Annotated in this window: 20 protein-coding genes; 1 reads left to right on the forward strand and 19 read right to left on the reverse strand. The window is 71.6% G+C overall.

The genetic code is table 11. The features are described 5' to 3' along the window. Nucleotides 1-377 precede the first annotated feature (377 nt). The 17 genes from VM840_07080 to VM840_07160 all read right to left on the reverse strand — a co-directional run bounded on the left by VM840_07080 (nt 378) and on the right by VM840_07160 (nt 19947). Nucleotides 378-671: a DUF4193 family protein gene (locus VM840_07080; protein ID HVL81335.1), complete on the reverse strand. Its 294-nt coding sequence runs from the start codon at nt 669-671 to the stop codon at nt 378-380. Nucleotides 672-740: 69 nt separating this feature from the next. Beyond that, on the reverse strand, nt 741-3308 hold the full coding sequence (locus VM840_07085; protein ID HVL81336.1) for an SMC family ATPase: 2568 nt from the start codon (nt 3306-3308) through the stop codon (nt 741-743). Beyond that, nucleotides 3305-4588: an exonuclease SbcCD subunit D gene (locus tag VM840_07090; protein HVL81337.1), complete on the reverse strand. Its 1284-nt coding sequence runs from the start codon at nt 4586-4588 to the stop codon at nt 3305-3307. Before VM840_07090 ends, VM840_07085 begins: the two co-directional genes overlap by 4 nt. 32 nt (nt 4589-4620) lie before the next feature. Beyond that, nucleotides 4621-5283 carry a response regulator transcription factor gene (locus VM840_07095; protein ID HVL81338.1) on the reverse strand — a complete coding sequence of 221 codons (663 nt, stop codon included), beginning with the start codon at nt 5281-5283 and terminating at the stop codon, nt 4621-4623. A gap of 83 nt (nt 5284-5366) precedes the next feature. Continuing rightward, nucleotides 5367-6335 carry a TIGR03885 family FMN-dependent LLM class oxidoreductase gene (locus VM840_07100; GenBank protein HVL81339.1) on the reverse strand — a complete coding sequence of 323 codons (969 nt, stop codon included), beginning with the start codon at nt 6333-6335 and terminating at the stop codon, nt 5367-5369. Nucleotides 6336-6375: 40 nt separating this feature from the next. Further along, the gene (locus VM840_07105) at nt 6376-7692 is read right to left on the reverse strand and encodes a GldG family protein (protein HVL81340.1); all 1317 of its coding nucleotides are present in this window, start codon (nt 7690-7692) and stop codon (nt 6376-6378) included. Beyond that, nucleotides 7689-8387 (reverse strand): ABC transporter permease, encoded by a 699-nt coding sequence (locus tag VM840_07110; protein HVL81341.1) that lies wholly within the window; start codon nt 8385-8387, stop codon nt 7689-7691. Before VM840_07110 ends, VM840_07105 begins: the two co-directional genes overlap by 4 nt. Next, a complete protein-coding gene (locus tag VM840_07115) occupies nt 8384-9046 on the reverse strand; it encodes an ABC transporter ATP-binding protein (protein ID HVL81342.1) in 663 nt (220 codons plus the stop codon). The genes VM840_07110 and VM840_07115 overlap by 4 nt, the downstream gene beginning before the upstream one ends. Beyond that, nucleotides 9043-11130, reverse strand: a complete 2088-nt coding sequence (locus VM840_07120; GenBank protein HVL81343.1) for an ABC transporter permease — start codon at nt 11128-11130, stop codon at nt 9043-9045. The genes VM840_07115 and VM840_07120 overlap by 4 nt, the downstream gene beginning before the upstream one ends. Continuing rightward, nucleotides 11127-12794, reverse strand: coding sequence for an ATP-binding cassette domain-containing protein (locus VM840_07125; protein HVL81344.1), 1668 nt, complete (start codon nt 12792-12794; stop codon nt 11127-11129). The genes VM840_07120 and VM840_07125 overlap by 4 nt, the downstream gene beginning before the upstream one ends. A gap of 3 nt (nt 12795-12797) precedes the next feature. Continuing rightward, entirely contained in the window at nt 12798-14393 is a 1596-nt protein-coding gene (locus VM840_07130) for an ABC transporter substrate-binding protein (protein HVL81345.1), read from the reverse strand. A gap of 88 nt (nt 14394-14481) precedes the next feature. Then, nucleotides 14482-15006: an OsmC family protein gene (locus tag VM840_07135; GenBank protein HVL81346.1), complete on the reverse strand. Its 525-nt coding sequence runs from the start codon at nt 15004-15006 to the stop codon at nt 14482-14484. Nucleotides 15007-15008: 2 nt separating this feature from the next. Then, nucleotides 15009-15758, reverse strand: a complete 750-nt coding sequence (locus VM840_07140) for a Clp protease N-terminal domain-containing protein (protein HVL81347.1) — start codon at nt 15756-15758, stop codon at nt 15009-15011. A 38-nt stretch (nt 15759-15796) separates the two neighbouring features. Next, a complete protein-coding gene (locus VM840_07145; protein ID HVL81348.1) occupies nt 15797-17446 on the reverse strand; it encodes a DUF87 domain-containing protein in 1650 nt (549 codons plus the stop codon). Between the two features lie 2 nt (nt 17447-17448). Beyond that, the gene (locus VM840_07150; protein HVL81349.1) at nt 17449-18135 is read right to left on the reverse strand and encodes a hypothetical protein; all 687 of its coding nucleotides are present in this window, start codon (nt 18133-18135) and stop codon (nt 17449-17451) included. Between the two features lie 62 nt (nt 18136-18197). Continuing rightward, nucleotides 18198-18704: a hypothetical protein gene (locus tag VM840_07155; GenBank protein ID HVL81350.1), complete on the reverse strand. Its 507-nt coding sequence runs from the start codon at nt 18702-18704 to the stop codon at nt 18198-18200. 40 nt (nt 18705-18744) lie between these two features. After that, nucleotides 18745-19947 (reverse strand): DNA double-strand break repair nuclease NurA, encoded by a 1203-nt coding sequence (locus tag VM840_07160; GenBank protein ID HVL81351.1) that lies wholly within the window; start codon nt 19945-19947, stop codon nt 18745-18747. A gap of 157 nt (nt 19948-20104) precedes the next feature. On the opposite strand from VM840_07160, the gene glpD reads away from it, so the two are divergent. Further along, entirely contained in the window at nt 20105-21724 is a 1620-nt protein-coding gene (glpD, locus tag VM840_07165) for a glycerol-3-phosphate dehydrogenase (GenBank protein HVL81352.1), read from the forward strand. On the opposite strand, the gene VM840_07170 is transcribed toward glpD, so the two are convergent. Next, a complete protein-coding gene (locus tag VM840_07170; GenBank protein HVL81353.1) occupies nt 21715-22131 on the reverse strand; it encodes a TIGR03668 family PPOX class F420-dependent oxidoreductase in 417 nt (138 codons plus the stop codon). The two genes, glpD and VM840_07170, sit on opposite strands and share 10 nt — an antisense overlap. Then, a complete protein-coding gene (locus VM840_07175; protein HVL81354.1) occupies nt 22128-23675 on the reverse strand; it encodes an aldehyde dehydrogenase family protein in 1548 nt (515 codons plus the stop codon). The genes VM840_07170 and VM840_07175 overlap by 4 nt, the downstream gene beginning before the upstream one ends. Nucleotides 23676-23767: the final 92 nt, after the last annotated feature.

The following is a 23767-nucleotide window of genomic DNA, read 5'->3' on the forward strand; positions in this document are numbered from 1 at the left end:
CGTCCGAGCAACAGCGCCGGGTCGCCTATGGCCGGTTCCTGCACTTCTACAATCACCACAGGTCCCACGGCGCGCTCGGCTGGCACACACCCATGCACACACTCAGCCAGTGCCTCGGGGACAACGTCCCCGCTCAGCACAACTAGCTGACCGCCCAGAGCACCGCCGCGGCCACGATGGCCACGAAGACCGCTACGTAGGCGATGTCGCCGGTCCGGGTCATGCGGGCGCGGCGGATCCGGTTGTAAGGGTTGAAGCCCATGCTCGAGTCTAGCCCTGTCGGTGGCGCGGCCTAGGATGACATCGATGTGATCCGGTCGGCCGGCCCGACCCCCCTTCCCCGTCGGGCCGGCCGACGGTCCCTCTGAAGGGCGAGCCTACGCGCAGTCGCGGCAGAGCTGCCGCTTGCGGTCCGCGAGCTGGTTCTGGTGCTTCAGCAGGAAGCAGTTGCGGCAAGTGAACTCGGTCGGCTGAGGGGGGACGACCTTCACCGTGAGCGTCTCCGCCCCGGCTCCCTCGCGCTCGTCGATCGCCTCGATGAGCGCTTCCTCTTCGTCCTCGTCATCGCTCGCCTCGACCCGCCGCTCCTTGCGCTGGAGCAGCTCCTCGAGCGAGGTCTCGACGTTCGACTCTTCGTCGTCGACGGTAGTGGTCTCTTCTTCTTCAGCCACTCTTGCGCCCCTCATCTCCCGTATTCGGCGACACGGTATACCACAGCCCTACGGAGACGGCACCCGTCCTCAGACGCCGGCGATCTCGGCCCGGGAGCCGTCGCGAGGGTGCTTCCACACCCGGATCTGGGTGCCGAAGGCTTCCTTGAGCTCGTCGAGGTGGGTGATCACGATCACCTTCCGGAACTCGGCCCGGGCCAGGTTTATCGCCTCCACGAGCCTCTCCCTGCCCTCCGGGTCCTGGCTCCCGAACCCCTCGTCGATCACGAGGGTCTCCATCCGGGCTCCGGCACGGCGCAGGAGGAGCTTCGACAACGCCAGTCGGATCGAGAAGGCGATGCGGAAAGCCTCTCCCCCGCTGAACATCTGGAAGTCGCGCAGGCCGCCGTCGTGTCCGACGAGCACGTCGAAGGTCTCCTTGACCTTCCCGCCCTTCGTCAGCTTGTCCATCACGAACTGGACGCTCATCTCGTAGTCGCTCAGCCGTCCGAGGATCTCGTTGGCGTCCTGGGTCAGCTCGGGCAGCGCGTTCTCGATGATCAGGTCGGGTATCCCGCCACGTCCGAACGAGGTGGCCAGCCTGGAGTAGCGGCGTCCGGTCGTGGCTGCCTCGAGCTCGGCGGTCCGGGCGGCAGCAAGCTCGGCGGAGCGCTGTCGCAGTGAGTCGAGGCGCTCCGAGAGCCGGGCGGCGCTCGCGCCGGCTTCGGCCGCGGCGCGCTGGGCCGCCGCAGCCGCCTCGCGGGCCCGGCCGACGTCCGCTCGCACGCGATCGGCATCGGCGAGGGTGTCGACGAGCTCACGCAACGCTCCGCGCCGCTCGGCCAGAGCCTCCTCCTGTTGGGTGAGCCGAGCGGTCAGGACCTCCAGCTCCTCCGAGACCGCTTGGCGCCGGGCGACCGCCCCCTCGATCTGCCCGCGGAGGGTGGCGTACCGCGAGAGCTCCTCCAGCCTGGCCCGGACCGTGTCGTGGGCGCGGCGGTCGTACGCGACATCGGCCAGCCCGGCGTTCACGGCGGCCAGCTCGGCCCGCAGCGCGGCGGTGGCGGTCCCGTCCTGCACCTGCCCGAGGAGGAGCGCCGCCTCCGTCCGGGCGGTCTCCTCGGTCTCGCGGAGCCCGGGCAGACGTCCGAGCCGCTCCCGCAGGCCTGCCGCGGTGCGAGCCAGTCCCTGGAGCTCCTCCTCGGCCGCCGTCAGACGCTCCTCCTCCTCCTTGAGGCGCAGGCCCTCCTTGCGTACGACCTCCCGTCGGCCGGCCACCGCCTCGTGCCGGGCGGCAGCGGCCGCATCCTCCTCCTTGAGCGTCGAGATCAGCTCCGTCCGGTGCGGCTCGTCGAGGGGCCCGGCGCAGACCGGGCACTCCCCTCCCCCGCGGTGGAGGATGTCCAGTCGCTCGGACAGGGCGGTCCGCGTCGCCTCGATGACGGACAGCTCGGCCCCCAGGCGTCCGAACTCCTCCCGCAGCTCGGACCGCTGCTGTCGGACCTCGAGCATCTCGGCCCGCAGGCCGTCCAGCGTGGCCAGGCGGGCGTCCACCTCCTCCAGCTGCTCGGCCGCTCGGGCGAGCTGTCCCGCCTCTGCGGCTGCGCGATCGGCCTGCTCCCGGAGCTGGGTCGCCCTGGCCCCGATCGCGTTCTCCTCCGCCGCGATACGACCCTCGAGCTCCGTCCGTCGCAGCTCGAGCTCGGACCGCCGCTCGGACGCCTCGCGCATCGCCGTGTCCCGCTCCCTCAGCTGCGACTCCTCGGCGAGGGCTCGGTCCACCTCGGGAGCCCGGGCCAGCAGGCGGTCCAGCTCGGTGGCCTCCCGCTCGCGTTCGGCGAGTGCCTGCCGATCGGCCGCGATCCGCGCCTCCGACTCGGTGACCGCCTGCCTGAGCGCGGACGCGGCCGCCTCGGTCTTCTCGATGCGGGTGAGCTCGGTGCGCTTCGCTTCCAGCTCCGATTCGACGACCGTCGCCGCCTCGGCCGCGGCGAGGGCCCGCTCCTGCGCTCCGGCCAGCTCGACGCGGCACGCCTCGAGCAGGGTGTCTGCGTCCCGCAGCTCCTCGATCCGCTCCGCGTGCTGCTTGCGCTCCCGCTCTGCGTCGCGGGAGCGCGTGCGCGCCTCCTCGGCAAGACGGTCGTAGACGCCGAGGTCGAGCAGGCGGGAGAAGACGTCCTTGCGGTCCTCGGGCTTCATCCGGGTGAGGAAGTCGTCCGCCCGGCCCTGCAGGAAGAACGCCGATGCGGTGAAGGTCCGGTGGTCGAGGCGAAGGACGTCGCAGATCCTCGTCTGCGTCTCGGTGGCCGTGTCGCCGGCGAGCGTCGTCCAGGCTCCCTCGGACATGACGTCGAAGGTCAGGTCGGACCTCCCGGTCCGCGCCCGCTTGCGGACGATCCGGTAGCGCGCCCCGCCCAGGTCGAACTCGAACGCGACCGTGGTGCGGTCGGCGCCGTCGCGTATCACCCGCTCCTGGTTCTGGCCGCCCTCGCACCCGCGCGCGGCGCCGAACATCGCCCACGTCATCGCGTCGAGCAGCGAGGACTTCCCCTGTCCGTTCGAACCGGTGAGGCAGGCCACCTCGAACGACGTGAAGTCGAGCTCCTGAGGCCCCCGGTAGGAGAGGAAGTCCTCCAGGCAGAGACGGACGGGGATCAAGACCCGACCTCCTCGATCAGAGCGGTCCCCATCGCGAGCAGGGCCTCGCGGTCCTCCGCCCAGTCCTCGCGCGTCTCGAGGTACCGGGCGAGCGCCTCGGCCGGCCCCATCCGGGTGGCGAAGCGGGGGTCCCGCACGCGGCCGGACTCCATATCCGCCTGGGCGACGACGACCACGTCGTGGGCCTCTCTCAACGCTTCCTTCACGTCGCGATGGACGAGGCGCGGCCGGTCGAGCGTGTCGAGGTGGACGACCACCTTCACCACGCAGCCGTCCGGGTCCAGATCGGCCCGGCCGAGCTCGGCGATCGCGGCCGCCGTGGGGTCGGGCTGTCCGGTCACGTCGACGTGGACCGTCACGAAGCGCCGGGCGCCGACCGTCCGGAACGTGGGCGCCGCGCCGAGCCCCCACCGCCCGCCGTCTTGGCGCAGATCGAACATGTAGAAGCCCTTGTCCTCGGCCGGGCTGCGCGTGACGCGGTCGCGGTGGACCTTGACCGTCTCCCCCTCGCCGAAATCGACGCGCTCGAGCGACCCGGAGTAGGCGACGAAGGGGTCCGTGCGCAGGACCTGACGCTTGTGCACGTGTCCGAGCGCGAAGTACGGGAAAGCGGTCGTCGAGGCGAGCGTGGACATCGTCACCTCGAGGTCGGAGACCCCGAAGAGGGCCTGTCCCGGGCCGATATCGGACTGGTTCACGTGGCAGTGACCGCAGAAGACCGCCGGCAGGGCGGGGTCCACCGCGTCCCCCAGCGACCGGACGGTCTCCTGTATCGCCTGCTCGATGGCCTTGTCCGGGTCGGCGAGCTCCGCTGGGAGCCTGGACAGGACCCGCTGACGGGAGAAGTGCGGGAGGGCGGCGACCTGCAGGTCGGGGAGGCCCCCGCCGAGCGGGAGCCGGTAGACCTGGGCGCGGTCCCCCACCACGACCCGCTCCACCTCGAGCGCGTGGTAGATCGAGAACGGGTGCGCCAGCGCGGCCATCTTGGGCAGGTCGTGGTTCCCGATCAGGAGGAAGACGGTGACACCCCCCCGGGCGAGACGCCGGACGCGCTCGGCGAACAGCTTCTGCAGGGTCGGGGTCGGGTGCTGGTGCTTGAAGGCGTCCCCCGCGAACAGGACGGCGTGGACGCCCTCGTCGAGCGCGCACGAGACCACCTCGTCGAGGCGGTCGAGGACGTCGGAGACCCGTTGGTTCAAGCCGGTGGACGGGTCGACCCGTCCACCCGACTCCACCCCCAGGTGCAGGTCCGCGAAGTGAAGGATGCGAACGGCTGTCACCTCCGGAGCCTATGCCCCGGGTGTGACAGGAGTCAGTGGATGATGCCTGCGTCGCGGGCGAAGCGGACCAGCTCAGAGCGGTTGCGCAGTCCGGTCTTGCGCATGATGTGCGACTTGTGGGTCTCGACGGTCCGGACGCTGATGAAGAGCTCGTCGGCGATCTCCTTGTTGGCGTACCCCTCGCAGACCAGACGCAGCACGTCGATCTCGCGCGCCGAGAGGCCGACCCCCGTCGCGGTGCGACGTCCGGACGCGGCCTCCTCCTGGGCCCGGACCAGCTCGGCCCCCAGGCTCGGGTGCAGGTAGCGCCCCCCGGCGGCCACCGTCCGGATCGCCTCGACGAGCTCCACGTCCGCGGCGTCCTTCAGGACGTATCCGGATGCACCCGCCATGAAGGCCTCCCGCAGGTAGCCCCGGTCCCCGGCCATGGTGAGCACGAGCACGGCCCGGTCGGGCCAACGACCGGTGACCTCGCGGGTGGCGTCGACCCCCCCCATCCCCTCCATCATCAGGTCCATCAGGACGACGTCGGGCATCTCGCGGCCGGCCGTCCGCTCGCTCTCCTCGATCGAGGCGATCGCGTCCTCGCCGCTGCCGGCCTCCCCCACGACCTGCATGTCGTCCTGCGCCTCGAGGATCATGCGCAACCCGGACCGCACGACCGCGTGATCGTCGACTATGAGGACCTTGGGCATCTGACGCTCCCCCTCGAGCTCGGATGTCATTCCACCACCGCCCTGCCGCGCACGCACGGAACATGCGCGGCGGGACGGACGCTCTAGGTGCCGCTCTGCAGGTCGGGCAGGACCCGCTGCCCGAAGTCCTCGATGAAGGATGTCTGGTCCGGGTGCACGTTGTGCAGATGGATCTCCGAGAAGCCGAGCTCGACCTGGCGGGAGATCCACTCGGCGTGCTGGGCCGGGTCGGGGGAGATCCGGACTGAGCCGGCCATGTCTGACGGCCTGACGAACTCGGCGATCTGGTCGAACTCGGCCGGCATGCGCAGCCTCGCCAGGACCGCGCTCGAGAACACGTTCGTCCTCCACTGGTCGTGCGCCGCTGCTTCCGCCTCCTCGATCGAACGCGCGTAGGAGATCTGCGACTGCAGGAGCATCGGCTTGGCCTCCCCTCCCCCACCCCGGAACGCGTCCACCACCTCGCGCAGCTGCTCGAACGGCTTGTCGACCGTGATGAGCGCGTCCGCCCACGTCGCGACCCAGGCGGCCGTCTCGGCGGTCACGGCCGCCCCGACGACCAGGGGAGGTTCAGGGGGCAGGGTGTACAGCCGGGCGTCGGCGACCGTGAACCGGCCGCGGTGGTTGACGGTCTCCCCTCGCCACAGCGCCCGGATCACGTCCACGGCCTCGAGGAGCCTCGCGTTGCGCTCTGCCTTGGGGGGCCACGGGCCGCCCGTGATGTGCTCGTTGAGGTCCTCGCCGCTCCCGACGGCGAGCCAGAAGCGTCCGGGGAACATCTCGGCCAGCGTGGCGGCGGCCTGGGCGACGATGGCCGGGTTGTACCGCTGTCCCGGCGCGTTCACGACACCCATCGGGAGGGAGGTCGCCTGCAGCGCCGTCCCGAGCCACGACCACGCGAAACCGCTGTTCCCCTGGCGATCGCTCCAGGGGTGGAAGTGGTCGGAGCACATCGCCCCCGAGAACCCGGCCCGCTCGGCCTCCACCACGTGGGACAGCAGGCGCCCGGGCGGGAACTGCTCGTGGGAGGCGTGGTACCCGATCACCGCCATGGAGGGTCGGCGTACCCGCTGTCCCGGCCCTCGAAACGGGTCACCTCGATCTGCGGACGACCCAGGTGAGGGCGCCCGCCAACAGGAACAGGCCGGGCACGAAGACCGTGGTCAGGTAGAGCATGTAGCGGCGGCGGGCCTCGGTCAGGTCCAGTTCGCGCAGCCGAGGCAGGTTGGGAGCGGCCGCCAGCAGGGGCTCGGGCTGCGTCAGCCAGTCGACGGCCCGGAGCACGAGGACCGCGTTCGCTCCCTCGCCGACGTAGCGGTTCGACGCGAAGTCGACGTCGCCCCAGGCGACGAGGCGGGTCCGACGGACGCCTTCTGCCCGGACCTCGCTCTCGTCGGCGGCCGCGCCCACCACGATGGGACCCCGCATCCCAGCGTCGGCGCCGTCGTGCTCGACCGTGGATCGGGGGCTGGTCTGCGCGACGGGGAAGGCGCTGAGCCCGGCCCGGCCCGGCTCCCCCTCGACCGTCACCGGACCTACCCTGGGGTAGAAGGTGGGGCCCAGCCCGGGCGGGACAGGTCCACCGGACGAGTAGCGGGCGACCACGGGCGAGTACGGGTCCCCGAGCAGGCGGGAGCCCGGGTCCTGCTCCAGCACGACCCCGGGCGCGAAGGCCATCCCCCACGGCTGGGCGAGCGGCGAGAGGTCGGCGGCCGCGTCCGGGTCGGACAGCAACAGCGCCCCCCTGCCGGCTCGCAGGTGGTCCACGACGGCCCGGACGACCGGCTCGGACGGCTGGTTCGTGGGAGCGGCAACGACGACCGCGTCGCAGACCGGCGGAACGGCCGCCTGCACGAGCAGGTCGACCGTCGAGAGCCGGTAGCCGTTCTCGACCAGGAGTCGCGCGACCGTGGACAGCCCCGCGGCGGTCCCGTCGTTGGGAGACCTCTCGCCGTGGCCGGACGTGAAGCACAGCGTGCTCGTGACCTGCCGGACGATCCTCGCGATGGCGGACGTGACGTCGATCTCGTTGGGGTGGGGCGCCACCTCCACGGACCGCTCCCCCCCGACCGCCTCGACGGCCACCGAGCCGGGAGACGCGGACAGCCGCTGGAGCTCAACCGGCGCGAGCTGTGGGTCGAGTATGCGGAACGAGACCCGGCGGTTGATCCTCCGGTAGCGCGACAGGAGCGTCGCCGCCTCCACGCGCCCGGGAGCGTCGCGCTCGATGAAGGCGGTGACCATGACCCGCCGCTCGAGCGCTCGGAGCACCTCCCGCGTCGCGGGTGAAAGGGTCGCGCTCCTCTCCGCCGTGAGGTCCCACGCACCTCCCCACCGGTGCGCCCCCACGTTGATCAGGAGGACGGCGACGACCAGGAGGAGAGGACCGAGCGGGAGCCGATGCCTCATCGCATCCGCCGGGCGCCGACGGCGACCACGGACGCGGCGAGGCAGACGCCGGCCACCGACGGGAAGAACACGAGGTCGGACAGGTCGATCACTCCCCCGGCGAAGGACCGCAGCCGCTCGCTGATCGAGAACGCGGCGACGAGCGCGTTGGCGTCGAGGGCGTCGGAACCCGCGTGGGCGAACCACAGGAGCAGCGTGGAGAAGAGCGCGCCCAGCGCGGCCAGGGGCTGGCTGGATGTGAGAGAGGAGGCGAGCAGCCCGACGGCACCGAGCCCCGCTGCCATCACCACGAGTCCGAGGAGACCGGTCAGGACGGGTCCGGGGTCGGGCGACCCGTAGAGGAACAGGAGGAAGGCGAAGGCCGCGACGGGCGCGACCAGCCCGACCAGGCTGACGACGACGGCCAGGTACTTCCCGGCCACGATGCGTCCGGGGGGCGCGGCGGCGACCAGTAGGAGCTCGAGCGACCCGCTGCGTATCTCCTCGGAGAGCACCCGGGCGGTCAGGACCGGTGCGACGAGCAGGATCAGGAACCCGGCCACGGGGACGATGGGCTGGAACACCGCCTGTCCACGACCGGACATCTGCTCGTACCCGAGGAGTCCGAGTGCCACGTGGAAGACGGCGCCGAGGACGTACGGGAGCGGGGACGCCCACAGCACCTTCAGCTCCTTCGCGGCCAGGGACCGGGTCATCCGATCTCCGCCTCGCCCACGAGCCGCAGGAAGCGGTCCTCCAGTTCGCGCAGGTCGCCGGGAGCCTCGGTGGCGAGCACGCGCCCCCGGGCCATCACGACGACCCGGTCGCAGACGGCGGCCGCCTCGGCGAGCACGTGGGTGGAGAAGAGGATCGCCGTCCCCTCCCGGCGCCCCGCGATCGCGGCCCGGGTCTCGGCGATCTGCTGGGGGTCGAGGCCCGCGGTGGGCTCGTCGAGGACCAGGTTCGGAGGATCGCCGGGCAGCGCCTGCGCGAGTCCGGTGCGCTGCCTCTGTCCCCGCGAGAGCCGGCCGATGGGGCGGGTGGAGATGTCCGTGACGCGGGCCGCCTCCATGGCCCGGCCGACGACGGCGCCCGGGTCCAGGCGCTTCATGCGGGCCATGAAGCGCAGGTACCCCTCGACGGACAGAGCCTCGTAGGGCGGGAACACCTCCGGCAGGTAGCCCACCGGGCCGTCCACCGAGACCCGTCCGGCGTCCGGACGCAGCACGCCGAGCAGCATCCTGATCGTGGTGGTCTTGCCGGCGCCGTTCGGACCGAGCAGCCCGACCACCTCGCCCCGCTCGACGCGGAGGGAGACGCCTTCGACGAGCGTCCGTCCCCCGATGACCTTCTTCAGCCCGGTGCCGGAGATCACGCGTCGGCGGAGGCCGGCTCCCGAGCCTCGGCGGGGGTCCCCGACCGGACCGTCTCCGCCTCGAACACCATCCCCTCCACCACCGGGTCGCGCGCCCGCAGCAGCAGCCCGGCCAGCCCTCCCCGGGCGCGCGTGATCACCACGATGAGGGCGATGCCGACGGCGAAGTTGATCGCGTACTGGATCCACTTCGCGTCCGCGAAGGCGTCGAGCAGCAGGAGCCGGAGACCGAAGACGGCGAACGCTCCGAGCAGGGACCCCAGGAGGGAGCCCAGCCCCCCGATGATGATCATCGAGACCAGGAGCAGCGAGGTCTCGGTGAAGAAGTCGCGGCCGGCGAACGACTCCCGGCGGAGCGCGAACAGCACCCCGGCGAGCGCGGCTATCCCGCCCGAGAGGCTGAACGCGAGCAGGCGGTAGCGCGTGAGCTGCACCCCGAAGGTGGCGGCCGCCCTCTCGTTCTCGCGCAGCGAGAAGAACCCTCGCCCGGTCCTCGTCCCCCGGAAGTTGTTCGCGACCCACACGGCCAGCAGGAAGCAGGCGAAGGTCAGGAAGAACATGGGGCGGTTCGTGTCCGAGCCCAGGTCGAGCCAGCGGTACCGGGGAGGGGTCATGGTCAGCCCGGCCGACCCTCGCCCGATCAGCTGGGTGTTGAAGAGCCACTGCTGGGCCGCCACGGCGAAGGCGAGGGTGACGATGGCCAGGTAGGGGCCTCGGATCCGGAGCGCGGGGAGCCCGATCGCGAGCGAGACTACGACCCCGGCGAGCACGGCCAGCGGGAAGACGAGTGGGAGCGGGACGGAGCCCACGTCGTACATCTGGGCGGCGGCGAACGCGCCCACGCCGACCAGGGCGAAGTGCCCGAGCGATATCTGTCCGGCGTAGCCGATCAGGACGGTGAGGCTGGCCCCCACTATCGCGAAGATCAGCGTGTCGATGAGGATCCCGTTCACGGACGGTCCGGTGGCCAGGCTGATCGCGGCCACGAGCATCACGCCGACGGCGATCGCGGTCGCGCGCACCTGTCCGGAGACGGGGTGACGCCGGAGTCGGCCCGGCAGGTCTCGTATGGACGGAGCGAACGCGACCTTGTCCTCCGTCTCCTCCGGCTGACCGAAGAGGCCGCCGGGCCGCAGAACGAGCACGCCGATAACCAGGGCGAAGAAGACGGCTTCCGGGACACCCGGTCTCCCGAAGGCGGGGAGGTGGGTGCCGAGCCACTGCGTGAAGAACTCGGACGCGCCGACGACCACTCCCCCGACGATGGCCCCCGGCATGCTGGTCAGGCCGCCGACCAGGGCTGCAGCCAGGGCCCGTACGAGCAGGCCCGTCGAGAGGCTCGCGATGGTCAGGCGTCCTCCCTGGGTGGGGATGATCAGCAGCGCCGCGATGCCCGCGAGCACGCCGCCGGCCAGCCAGGTGAAAGAGGCGACGCGCCGCGCCGAGATGCCGAGCAGCTGCGCCGCCTCCCTGTTCTCGGCCGTGGCGCGGATGGCGACGCCGAACTTGGTCAGCTTGAAGAAGGCCGCGGCGGCGAGCCCCACGAGTGGCACCACGAGCAGGATCTGGAAGTACGCGCTCGTGACCGGGAGGCCTCCGATGTCGAGGCGCAGACCCTGTGGGAGCACGGCCGGCAAGATCTTTGGCGTCTCGACCTGCTGGTCGGTGCGCTCGAACAGGAGCTGGGTGATGCCGAGGAACCCCTGCGCGATGGCGAGCGTCGCGATGAGCGTGATGATCCTGGGAGCGCGCTCGAGGCGACGCATGATGTCGTGCTCGAGCCGGTAGCCGATCCTCGCGATGAGCAGGAGCGACCAGAAGGCGGCCAGCAAGAAGCGCGGCGCGCTCCCCTGCTCGAAGAGGAAGAGCAGCGTCGGGTAGCGGATCCAGCTCAGGTACCAACCCGCGGTCTCCAGCCGGTCGAGGAGGTACCAGGCCACGTACGCGGTGAACAGGCCCATGAACGGCTGGGCGAGGTTCACGGTGCGGGAGCCCTTGTAGATCAGGACGATGCCGAGGGCGACGATGCCGTACGTGAGTCCCTGCAGCACCCCGAGGACGAGGAAGGACAGGAGCTCGATCACGACGCCGACCTCGAGAAGCTCTCCACGGCACCCGCCAGGAAGACGGACCGGAGCAGGTCGGGCCGGTCAGAGAGATCGGCCGACGGACCCTCGAACCGGACCTCCCCCTTCTCCAGGAAGTAGGCCCGGTCGGTGTACCCGAGCGCGAAGCTGGCCTGCTGCTCGACGATGACGACCGTGAGCTCCTCCTCGGCGTGGAGACGGGTGAGCGTCTCCATCAGCCGCTCGATCACGATGGGCGCCAGTCCCAGCGAGAGCTCGTCGATCATGAGCAGCTGCGGCCGCATCATGAGGGCTCGGGCGGTCGCGAGCTGCTGCTGCTCCCCCCCGGAGAGCGTCCCGGACGGCTGCTCCATGCGTTCGGAGATCCACGGGAAGTACCCGACGACCCGCTCCATCTCCCGGTCCACCTCGGTGTCAGAGCGGTACAGGTAGCCGCCCATACGCAGGTTCTCGGCGACGGTGAGGCTGGGGAACAGCCCGCGCCCGCCGGGGACCTGGGCGATGCCCGCCCTGACCCGCTGCTCGGGCGGCATCCGGGAGATGTCCTCGCCCTTCCACACGACCCGCCCGCTCGTCGGCGTGACGAGTCCGGACACCGCCTTCAGGACGGTGGACTTCCCCGCCCCGTTCGTGCCCAGCAGGGCGACCCGCTCCCCCTCGGCCACGGAGAAGTCCACCCCGTAGAGGACCTGCACCTTGTCGTAGTGGACGTCCAGTCCCTCGACCTGCAGCAGGGCATCGGCCGCCCGGGGACCAGGCACCGCATCGGAGGGGCGGCTCCCGCGAGGACGCTTGCCCGACCTCTCCTGTACGACGCGCTTCACCTCGGTGGGGGTGCCGAGGTAGGCCTCGATGACCGCCGGGTCGGACTGGACGACCGACGGGGGCCCGGCCGCGATGACGCGTCCGGCGTCGAGCACGTACATCCAGTCCGCGAGCCCCATCACGAGGGGCATGTCGTGCTCGATCATGAGGATCGTGGCCCCGGTCCGTTCCTTGATCCTGCGCAGCAGTGGCCCGAGCGCCTCCGTCTCCTTCTGGCTGATGCCGGACGCCGGCTCGTCCAACAGGAGCAGTCTCGGCTCGAGGGCGATCATGCAGGCGAGCTCGAGCATCCGGAGCGTGCCGTACGAGAGCTCGGAAGCCAGCTTGTCCGCGAACGCCCGCATCGCGAACAGATCGACGATCTCCTCGGCCCGGTCGAGTATCCGGCGCTCCTCGTCGGTCGACGGGGGGAGACGGAAGGCGTGCTCGAGGCTGGACCGCTGCATGTGCCGGTGCAGGGCGATCCGGATGTTGTCCAGGACCGAGAGGTACGGGAAGAGCCGGACGTTCTGCAGCGTCCGACCGATCCCCATCCATGCCCGGCGCTCCGGCGCCACGGTCAGCAGGTCCGTGTCGCCGAACATGATCCGTCCGGCGGCCGGCGGGCGGAACCCGGAGATGCAGTCGAACAGCGTCGTCTTCCCGGCCCCGTTCGGACCGATAAGCCCGACGATCTCCCCCTCGCGGACCTCGAGGGAGACCGATCCGAGAGCTTCCAGGCCTCCGAACCTGACCGAGACCTCCCCGACCTCGAGCACGACCGGCGCCTCGGCGCGCTCGGGTGGCGGCGGAGGCGGCCTCCTCTTCTGGGTGCGGGTCCGGGCGGGGGGCGCCACGTCCTAGAACTGGTCGACCAGTCCGGGGGTGATCTGCTTGAACTTCAGGTTCGACTGGCCCTCGAGGAGCGCGACCTTGTCGGCCCCTCGCATCACGTTCCCCGACCCCTTGAACGTGATCGGGCCGGTGACGAGGTTCGAGTAGTTGTCGTAGGCGCGGAGCGCGGCGACGAACTTCTCACGTGTGGGGTCGGGACCCATGGCGTTGAGGGCTCCGTGCCAGAAGTAGAGCAGCTGGTACCCGGCCGCTCCCCCGCTCCCGTCCTCCGTCCAGGTCGACTCGTTGTAGTTGTAGTTGCACCTTCCCCCGCCGCAGCCGCCGGCGTTCTCGTCGAAGGTGACCTGTCCGAGGTTCACCCACTGGTCGTGGGCGATGTCGATACGCGCGCATTGAGCGGGGTTGTACGCGTTGGGGTTCCCGTTGGGGTGGTAGTAGCACCCTCCGGAGAGACCGCGTACACCCGTCCACTCCCCGGCCATGAGCGCGAGCGCCGTGTCCGAGTCGTGGGCGAAGTTCGAGAAGGTCCACTTCGGGCTGTACCCCTGCCCCTTGTACGGCTTCAGCTCGGCGACCTGGCGGGCCGTCGAGATCGGGTCCTGGAGGGGGACGACCAGGTTGGCTCCCTTGCCGCCGTAGGAGTTGCGCAGCTTGAGCAGCTGCCCTTGGTAGGTGTTCTGCTCGGTCGGCTTGATGATCTTGTCGTTGGCGTTGGGGTCGATCGGAGTGACGACGCAACCGCCCTTGGCGAGCCGGTCGAGGAACCGGTCGCGGACGGGGAGGATGTACGGCGAGTCGAGCGTGGTCGTCCCGATCCGCACCTCGTTCTCGCCGACGTACGCCTTGCCGTTCTTGCAGATCCAGTCGGCTAGCTTCCCCACGTACTGGTCGTAGGACGAGCCGAGCTGGAACATCCCCATCGTGCGCCACTCCGGCTCCGGACCCCCCACCGCCATGTAAGGGATCCCGGCGTCACCGGCCGACTTCGCCACCAGGTAGATCTGGTCGACGCCTAGCGTGCCCGAGATGATGAACGGCTTGATCTCCTTCACGAGCTTGTCGGCGACCTGGCGCCCGCCGCCGGTCGTGTACCGGTCGTCCTCGAGGAAGACCCGGATCTTCCGTCCGTGGACGCCACCCGAACGGTTCAGGTGGGTGACGTAACCCTTGAAGCCGGTGATCGGGTCGTCCGCCAGGTTGAGGGGCTGTCCGTCGAAGGTGATGGGAGCGTGGACCCCGACCCGGATGTGGTCCGAGAAGATGCCCTCACGCGTCGCCCCTGGCTGCGACTGCGCCGGCACGCTTCCTGCGGGTCCGGTCCCAGACCTCCCGCCTCCCGGGCCGCTCGTCGCCGTCGGGGCGGAGGCCGCACCGTTCGCGTCGGGAGCGACCTCCCCGGTGAGCGGGTCGACCGCCTCGGGAGCCCCCGCGAGCGAGCGGTCCGGGCCGCCCCGCCGTTCGTACGCAGCACGGGACGGATCCCGGGCGGTGTTGCGGGCGCCGAGCACGGCCCCGCCGAGCAGGACGATGAGCGCAGAGGTGATCGCGGCGAGCAGGTACGGGTTCGCGCCGGACGCCAGGGGCCTCAGCCGCGAGATCACGAGCCAACCGCCGACCGCTCGATGTTCCTCCCCATGCCTCGAGTCTAGTCCGTCTCGCCCGATCGGCAGCCAGAACGGGCAGACGACTTCACGGACCCTCGGCGTCCCCCTCGCCCCGGCGTCGGACGGTCAGGGCGGGCTCGGCCCTCAGCGATCTCGCTACCACGCAGTAGCGCCCGGTCAGTCGCGACAGCGTCTCGAGCTCCTGCTCGGAGGCGTCGGTGTCGAGCTCGAAGGCGAGGCGTATCGAATCGAACCCGACGGGGGCCTCCCGGTCGACGCCCAGGGTGCCGCGGAAATCGAGGTCCCCCTCCGCGGAGACGGTCCCGCCGCGCACGTCGATGCCGGTGGAGGTGGCGACGGCGCGCAGGGTGACGCCCGCGCAGGCGACGAGCGCCTCGAGGAGCATATCCCCCGAGCAGGCCGAGCTCCCCGTGCCGCCCGTGGCCGGGTGCAGGCCGGCCTCGACGAGGGCTCGTCCCGTCTGCACGCTGCACGTCACGCCGTCACCGAGGCTCCCGGTCGCCGTCAGGGTCACCCGGGCTGTCTCCGGCTCCTCGCGGTAGCGCTCCTTCAGCGGCGCCTGCATCGCCTTCAGCTCTTCGCTCGAGATCGTCACGGGTCCGTCCCTCCTGCCTCGTCGACGGCGGTGATCAAAGGGAGCCACTCGGTGGTGCTCTTCGCCCTCCTGACGATCTCTCCAACATCCCGGCCCTCCTGCTGGAGGCGGAGGACCACGAAGGACCGGCCCGTGCGCAGGTCCGCGACGAGCAGGTGCAGGGGCCCGGCGGCGCGCGAGCCGGACGACCGCGCCAACCCGACCGCCCCCCGCACGGTGTTAGCCAGGGCCATGTTCCAGGACGGTCCGTTCGAAGGGGTCCGGGGCAGCCTCCCCTCCCGCCGGGCGGCCACCCGTTCGAGCCGCGCCTCCCACGCCGGACCGTCGTAGAACCGCGCGACGCCGGCCTCTACCTCCGCGACGGGCGGGAGCGCGAAGCGCTCCCCGAGGGCCGGATCCTCCAGCAGGATGGCGAGGACGAGGTGCTCGGTCCCCACCCAAGGGTGTCCATGGTCGCGGGAGACCTCGTACGCCCGATCGACGATGCTCCGGCCGTCCGGTGTGAGGTCCTCCGTCTCGAGGTCCGGCGAGGGCGTCCGCTGCATGAACTCCGCCTTCACCGGACGGTGTCCGAACCCCGGTCCGGTCATGACGAGGTCGCCGTGCGCATCCATCATCGGCGTCCCGTCGAGGTCGACCGCGACGCGCGCCTCCCGGCCGTCGGGGTGGGACAGGTAGACGTGGTCCCAAGGGAAGGGTGGGAACCCTCCGGGGGGAGGGTGGCTCTCCCGGAACGCCTGCTCCATCCCCGTAGCCTAGACGCTGCCCCCGGAGGCCGGCCGGCTCACCCCCAGAGGTCGAGCTTGGGACCCGACGACCCGTTCTCGTCTCCCCCGCCGTAGCTCCGGCGCTTCATGTCCTTCGCGAATCCGTAGTAGTCGCGGGTCTCGATCACGAGCGGCATCGGGACGGCGTACCCGGACAGCAGGCACTGCTTCTTCGACTCCAGGTTGTTGATCAGCACCTTCAGCGCGTTGGCGTCCGGCACCCCGGACAGGACCGCTCCCTGGTCGCGGTCATCGTCCAGGGCGGCGATCACCCGCGTGCCGAGCTGTGACCGGACCTCCTCGTCGATCCCCGATGGGCGCTGGTCGACGACGAGCAGCGACACGTTGTACTTGCGCATCTCACGGGCGATCGTCCCGAAGATCGTCTGGTTGGCGGCCTCGGGGTTGAGGAACTTGTGCGCCTCCTCCAGCGTGATGATCAGCTGCGGCGGGTGCCCGAGCCTCCCGTCCGCCGACGCCTTCTCCTTCTCCTCCATCCACCGGTGGTGGATCCGTCGGGTCAGGATCGACGAGACGAGCATGTAGGCGAGGAAGGTCGTCTGCCGTCCGAACTCGATCACGACGTGACGCCGGGCGAGCAGCGCCTCCACGATCCGGTCGGCCGAGTTGTCGGTCACGGACTCCCGAACGAACGGGAGCCGGGTCACCTTCTTCAGGTTCCGGGCCAGCGCCTTCACGGACTGCTCGTTCACGAGGAGCTGCCCGATGTCGTCGGTCAGCGTCCCGTCCTCGTAGGCGCGCAGGAGCTCGGTGAGCCAGCTCGGCCCCCACCTCTCGGCGAGGGTCTCCATGTCCCGAAGCTGCGCGTCGGAGAGCCCGAGTTCGGCCCGCAGGAGCCGGAGATCGCCGACGTCGATGTCCCTCAGGCTCACCTGGACCTCGAAGTCGGGGGTGACCGAGCGGCGGCGGGAGCTCGCCGGGTCGACGGAGAAGATGAGGACCCGTTGTCCGAACATCTCCTTCAGCGCGGGAGCCCGCCGCTTCGTCTCCTCGTCCTCCGACCACATCCCGTACTCGTTGTGCATGTCGAACACGAGGACCGAGGCCAGGTCGGCCGCGATCACCCCGCCCAGGAGCATCCTGGTCAGGAAGGACTTCCCGGTGCCCGTCTTGCCGAAGACGGCGTTGGACCTCTCGACGAACCTCTCGAGGTCGAGGCAGACGTCCGAGGTCATCTCGAGCGGCGTGCCTATGGGCAGGTGGGTGTCGTCCGGGCTCCCGAAGACGAGCTCGACGTCGGCGTCCGCGGCCTCCCGGACCCGGGCGAAGTGGGGAGGGATCGTCTTCACCGAACGGGCCCCCTCCTCCCCCGCCTCCAGCAGGAGCTTGGGGCGCAGGTCGACGGTGGCGTAGGTGTTGGTGCCGTGCAGGACCTGCGCGACGAAGTCGTCCTCGGGCGGGCGCAGGAGGACGTCCTCGTTCGTGTTCGCCAGGCGCACGTCGTGGATGGTCGAGAAGAACCGGTGCCGGGACCCCTCGACCACGACGAACCGGCCCACCCGGACGTCCTCGACCGAGACCTCGTCCTCCAGACGCGCCTCGATCCCCTCGAGCAGGGAGCCGCGGATCACCCGGCCGAGGCGGCGGGGCGAGAGCGACTCCTCGAGGGCGGCGAGCGCCTCCGCGCTCACCGGATCGGACGGCACGGCTACTTCGCGCTCGACCGGCGGACCGCGACCGCCTCCGGGACGCGGCGCTCGAAGTCGTCGCCCGCGATCCTCATCCCCAGCCGGCGCAGGACCGCGCACGCCTGCTCGTAGTCGCTGCGGTACAGATCGGCCACCTCACGCCCGGCCCGGAGCAGGAAGGACCGGCCGTCTTCCCGGGCCGCGGCCGCTCCCCTGATCGCCGCCGCCAGAAGCTCCCCCGTCACCGGGAGCCCGGACGCACCGAGCGTGCGCACGAACGAGAGGTCGGCCGTGAGGGCGCGGATCTCGTGGTCGGCGCAGAGGGTGACGAAGTCGTGGACGCGCGGCGGGACGGGAGGCAGGAAACCGTGGACCTCTCCACCGTTCGGGCAGAAGGCGACCGTGATCGCCTCGAACTCTGTCTGCAGGAGGTCGAACACCTGCGGGTGCTCGGCCACCAGCTCTTCCCAGGTCCGTCCGAGCGGGATCGCCCGGCGGCTCGGGTCGGTGGACCCGTGGGCCACGTGGGAGACGACGCCGTAGGTCACGCGGTCGGTGGACACGCTGCGGACGAAAGACCCGAACGCGGGCGGCTCGAACGCCCGGACGGACACGGCGCGGAACCGCGTCGTCGACGCCTCGACGATCTCCCCCACCCGCTCACCGCTGTACTCGGCCCGGTCTGCGCTGTACGCCTGCGTCTCCATGCGCCCTCCTGGCGATCGGCTGTCCCGATCTTAGGGAGGAGGGGTGACACCGACGTCTGCCCTCAGGCGCGCCTCGTGGTGTACGAGTAGGCCCCCGCGGCCACCTCGACCCCGGACCCGGCCAGCGGCAGAGGGACCCAGCCGGTCCACGCGTACCTGGTGGCGCCGAGCGTGTAGCTGATGACGAGGGGGCCGGCCGGAGCGCCGCTAACAGCAGCGCCGACCTCACCCTGGGTGCGGCAGGCGGCGAGCCCCGCTTGCACGTCGCACGTGACCCGCAGCGACGAGGTCTGAGAGTGGTAGGGCCGGTCGGTCGGGAGAGGGGTCAGGTCGACGATGAACCTCCCGGTCGCCCCCGGCGTCCACAGCAGCTCCAGCTCCCAGGAGCCGGCCCCTTGGGTCTCCGAGCATCCGGCGGACGGGTACGCGCCCGGGTTCACGGGCCGGACCACGGCGTCGGCTCCCACGCCGACGCAGTCGGCCGAGGCCGACGTGGGCCAACCGACGGCGGCGACGGCCGCCAGGAGTAGCAGGATGCGACGCATCTGGAGCCCCCTCGTCCGGAACATGGCGAAGATTCGCGGTCGCCGCCCCGTTCCCTGCCTCGCGCTAGAGCACGCCTACTCGCTTCCGGGCGAGCTTGGCGCTGGGTGCGCCCGACCCTCCGCGGCGGACGAGGTCCAGGAAGGCCCGCCTGTCCGCCGCCCGGACGACCGCCTGCTCGTGCGCCTCCGCCAACGACACCGGGTAGCCCATCCCCTTGCGACACTGGTCCAGGACCGTCGCGCACAGGCGGTCGAGCCCGTCAGGCGTGGTCCAGGCGGGGAACTCCAGCCGGGCGATCTCGGCTCCCGCGTGCAGGTACACGAGGTCGATCGGTTCGTCGTACGCGGCGGTGACGGTGGCCGCGGACCGGAACCGGGGTGAGCGCTGTCCGGGCGCGAGCAGCGATCCCAGGACCACGGCGTCCGGTAGCGTCTCCGCCTCCTCGCACGGCTTGGCCGGCTCGGGCAGCAGGGCACGGCCCCGGACGGGGTGGAGCGGTATCCAGGTCTTGCGTCCGGCGTCGTAGGGACACCGGTCGCAGTCGACCGGGTCCTCCGTGCACATCACCACCTTCAGCATCGAGACCACGTCGGTGGCGCGCGGCGAGGACAGGTAGCCCGAGACGAGGCAGCCCTGCCCCCGGGCCGTCGCCAACAAACGGCGGAGCGCGGTAAGCGTGGCCGCCTTCACGTCGTGGGGCGGCAGGGCGCGGAGGCGGTCGGGGTCGGTGTCGAGCCACCACAGGAGCAGGGTGCCGTCCGTCAGGAGCAGGTCGGCCCCCGGGGCCCGCGACGCGAGCGCGTCGCACTCGGCGGCGAAGCGCCGGGCGGCGACCACGCGTCCGTCGGCCTCCTGCCGGACCCCGCCGATGGTCGGGTACAGGTCGTCGGGCAGCCACGCCACCTGCGGGTGCGACGAGAGCCGCGCCGCGGGCGCCGTGTAATCGATATCGGCGACCCCGACGTTTAGGAGGAAGCAGTGCGCGCCCTCGTGGCGGTCCGGCATCACCTGGGAGCCGTCCGTCGCCACCACCCGGTAGCGGTCGGTGGGCGGGACGTCGTAGGGGCGTAGGGGCTCGAGCGGCTCGGCGACCAGCCAGGACGTCCTGGCCCGCCGGACGCGGTCGGCCAGCGCCGGACCCATCTCGGCGGCGCGGTCCCAGGCGGACAGCGCCTCGGTCAGGCGGGGGCCGGTCTGGTCGGCGAGGGAGGACAGGTCGTCGCGCATGCGGCGCAGCTGTCCGGCGACGGACACGAGGTCGAGCATCGGCCCACCCTACGGGCGGGTGCCGACACGGAGCGTGCCCATGAGACGGCCGGCGAAGCCTTCGCGGGCGGTGTGCGGGCCTGCGAGCATGGAGGTCCCGAGACAGGAGGAGAGCAGAGGTGGCACCGTCACGCGCGCCGGGTGGGAGGTCCAGGGCGTGACCTCCCGCGACGACGCCCTGCAGCGCCTCGGCGACGAGCGGTTCGACCTCCTCGTCATCGGCGGCGGCATCACGGGAGCCGGGATCGCCCTCGACGCCGCCGCCCGCGGCATGCGCGTGGCGCTCGTGGAGCGCGACGACTTCGCGACCGGTACCTCCTCGAGGTCGTCGAAGCTTATCCACGGCGGCCTGCGCTACCTGGCCCACCTCGAGGTGGGGCTCGTGCGCGAGGCTCTGGCCGAGCGAGGTGTGCTCCAGAGGCTGGCCCCCTTCCTCGTCATCCCGACCCCGTTCGTCGTCCCGCGCATCGGCAAGCGCCGGCTGCTCCCCCTTCGGGCCGGGTTGCAGGCGTACGACGTGTTGGCCGTGGGCTCCCGGTTCCCGCGCCACCGCATCCTGGACGCCGACGCCGCCCGTACGTACGCGCCGGCCCTCCGCGAGGAGGTGTCCGGGGGGTTCCTGTACTGGGACGCCCGGACCGACGACGCGCGGCTCGTCTGGACCGTCGTCCGGACCGCGGCCGACCACGGTGCGGCGGTGGTCAACCATGCTCCCGTGACGCGGTTCCTGCATGACGCCCGCGGACGGGCGTCCGGAGCCGTGGTCAGGGACACGGAGTCCGGGCGGGAGGTGGAGGTCCGGGCGCGGGTGATCGTGAACGCGACCGGCGTCTGGTCCGACGAGGTCCGGCGGATGGAGGATCCGGCAGGCGTCCAGGGGATCCGGCCGTCCAAGGGCGTGCACCTCACGTTCCCGGCGTCCGCGATCGACGCCCACTCGGCCCTGCTCGTGCCGGCGCCCGACGGCCGGTACGTCTTCGTGATCCCCTGGGTGGACGAGACCGTCATCGTCGGGACGACCGACGACGACTACCGGGGGCCGCTGGGCACGCCGCGCGCCGAGCCGGCCGATATCGACTACCTGATCGCGACCGTGAACCGGGTGCTGGCCCGGCCGGTCTCCCGCTCGGAGGTGCTCGCCTCTTGGGCCGGACTGCGACCGCTCATCCAGAGGCCGGGGCAGACCACGAAGGACCTGTCCCGGCGCCACAGGGTCGTGGTCGGCGCGGCGGGGATAGTCACGATCACCGGCGGGAAGCTCACCGCCTACCGACCGATGGCCGCCGACGCGGTGGACGCCGCGCTGGAGGCGGGAGGGTTCGAGTCACGACCCCCATCCAACACCGCTTCGGTGAGGCTGGCCGGCGGCGCAGAGGGCAAGGGCGCGGTCGAACGGATCGAGGCGGGCCTGCGTCGGCTCGGTCTCCCGCTCGACCACGGGCTGAGGCTCTACCGGCGGTACGGCTCCCGCACCGCCGAGGTGCTCGGCCTCGTCGCGCAGGAGCCCGACCTCGCCGAGCCGCTGCATCCCTCGCTCCCCTACCTGCGCGCGGAGGCCGCCTACGCGATGGACGTCGAGATGGCCAGGCGGCCGAACGACGTCCTGTCGCACCGGCTGAGGGCGCGCATAACGAGCTCCGACCGAGGGGTGGCCGCGCTCGACTGGGTGACCGACCGCCTGGCGAAGGCCGGCGCGTGGGACGAGGACCGGCGCCTACAGGAGGCCGCCCGATACCGCCAAGAGGTGGCGGACGACGTGGGAGCCGATCAGGCGTAGGACCATCCGGTCCACCGGGAGACATCGACCGCGACCACGACGCCCTGTGGCGGGTGCTCGCAGTACTGCGGGTAGCGCGCGACCAGCAGCTCGATCGCCACGTCCCTCTCCGCTCCCGCGTGCAGGACCCGGGCCTCCCCGTCCATGCGCACCCACCACAGCCGCGTCCAGTCGTCCTCGTAGTGGTCGACCAGGACCGTCACGCGGGGGTCGCGCTCGATGTTGCGCAGACGCCGCAGGTTCGAGGTCGTCTTCGGTTTCGCGTCGGTCGAGGAGTACAGGGTGCCGGCCTGCAGGGCGAAGCAGATCGGGACCAGATGGGGCGAGCCGTCGGGGCCGACCGTGGCGATGCGCGCCACCCGGGCGGTCCCCGCCCGCCGGCGGCTCTCGTCGGCCGGGAGCCTCACCTCAGCCGGGCGCGGGCCCCGGCGCGGACGGCGCGCACCGCCGCGCGCGCTCGGCCGGAGGTCCCGTACAGGGCCCCGACCGCGTTCCGCATCATCGAGACGAGCTCGGGCGTCCACGGGTACCCGAACCGCAGCAGCCCAGGGTCGATCGAGACGTGCTTCACCTTCGAGAGCTCGTGCAGCCCGTAGCGGGAGTGCGTGATCCCGGTCCCCGACGACTTGTGCCCGTGCCAGGGGGCGTCGGGCGACGCGAACGAGTACAGCACGTCGTTCACGAACACCGTCCCCGCCTCGAGCCGGTGGGCAAGCTCGCGCGCCGCGCGGGTGTCCCGGGTCCAGACGCTGGCGGTGAGGCCGAACTCCGAGTCGTTCGCGAGCCGCACCGCCTCCTCGTCCGATGAGACGACGCGTACCGGGACGACGGGTCCGAACGTCTCCTCGCGCATGAGGGCCGCGTCGTCCGGGACGTCGACGAGGACCGCCGGCGCGTAGAAGGCGCCCGGGAGCCCGGTCTCCACCGGTCCGCCCGAGAGCCGGCTGGCTCCCAGCCGCTCGGCCTCGTCCACGTGCCGCTCCACGACCGCGCGCTGTCCGGCGTGGATCATGGGCCCCACGTCGGTCTCGGGCGCCGAGGGGTCGCCCACGCGCAGGGACCTCGCCCCGGCGGCGAGCCGCTCCGTGAACACCTCCGCCACCTCGGCGTGCACGTAGACCCGCTCGACCGCGGCGCAGGTCTGGCCGGCGTTGAAGTAGGACCCGAACAGGACCCCGGCCACCGCGACATCGAGGTCGGCGTCCGCCCGCACGTAGGCGGCGTCCTTCCCCCCCAGCTCGAGGGTGACCGGCACGGACCGCTCCGCTCCCGCCAGGGCGACCTTCCGCCCGGTGGCGACCGATCCCGTGAAGACGACCTTGTCCGGCCGGGCGTCCACGAGCGCCGCCCCCACGTCGCCGTGCCCGTGCACGACCTGCAGCAGACCGCTGGGGAACCCGGCCTCCTCGACGACCTCGCGGAGCTTCTCGGCGATCAGGGGGGTGAACTCGGACGGCTTCAGCACGACCGCGTTCCCGGCGGCGAGGGCGAACGCGACCTGCGTGGCCGGGATAGACAACGGGTAGTTCCAGGGCGCGATGATCCCCACGACCCCGCGAGGCTCGAAGTGCAGCCACGACCGCTTCAGCCGGAACAGAGGCGACGAGTGGCGCAGCCTCTCCGGGCGCAGGTGTCGCGGCGCGTACCGGGAGGTCCACCGGAAGGCCTCCGCGGTCGGCATCACCTCGGCCGCGTAGGCCTCGAACAGGGTCTTCCCGCCCTCCGCGACCGCGAGCCGGGCCAGCTCGTCGGCGCGCTGCGCGACCACGGCGGCCGCCCGGCGGAGCAGCCGGGCTCGGTCGCCCATCGTGTAGCGCGCCCACATGCGCTGGGCGCGTCGTGCGTCCTCGACCGCCTCGCGCACCTGCTCGGGCGAGGAGACGGCCACCTCCCCGATCGGCTCGAGCGTGGCCGGGTTCAGCGACGTCAGCGTCTGAACGGTCGTCTGCATCGGATCGTCTCCTCTCAGGCGCGAGCCGGGCGCCGAGCCCGGGAGAACAGGGTCTCCCACCCCGTCGCCGAGGTGCCCATCTCGCGCAGCCG

It is taken from the genome of Actinomycetota bacterium, assembly GCA_035540895.1.
GTDB lineage: Bacteria > Actinomycetota > JAICYB01 > JAICYB01 > JAICYB01 > DATLFR01.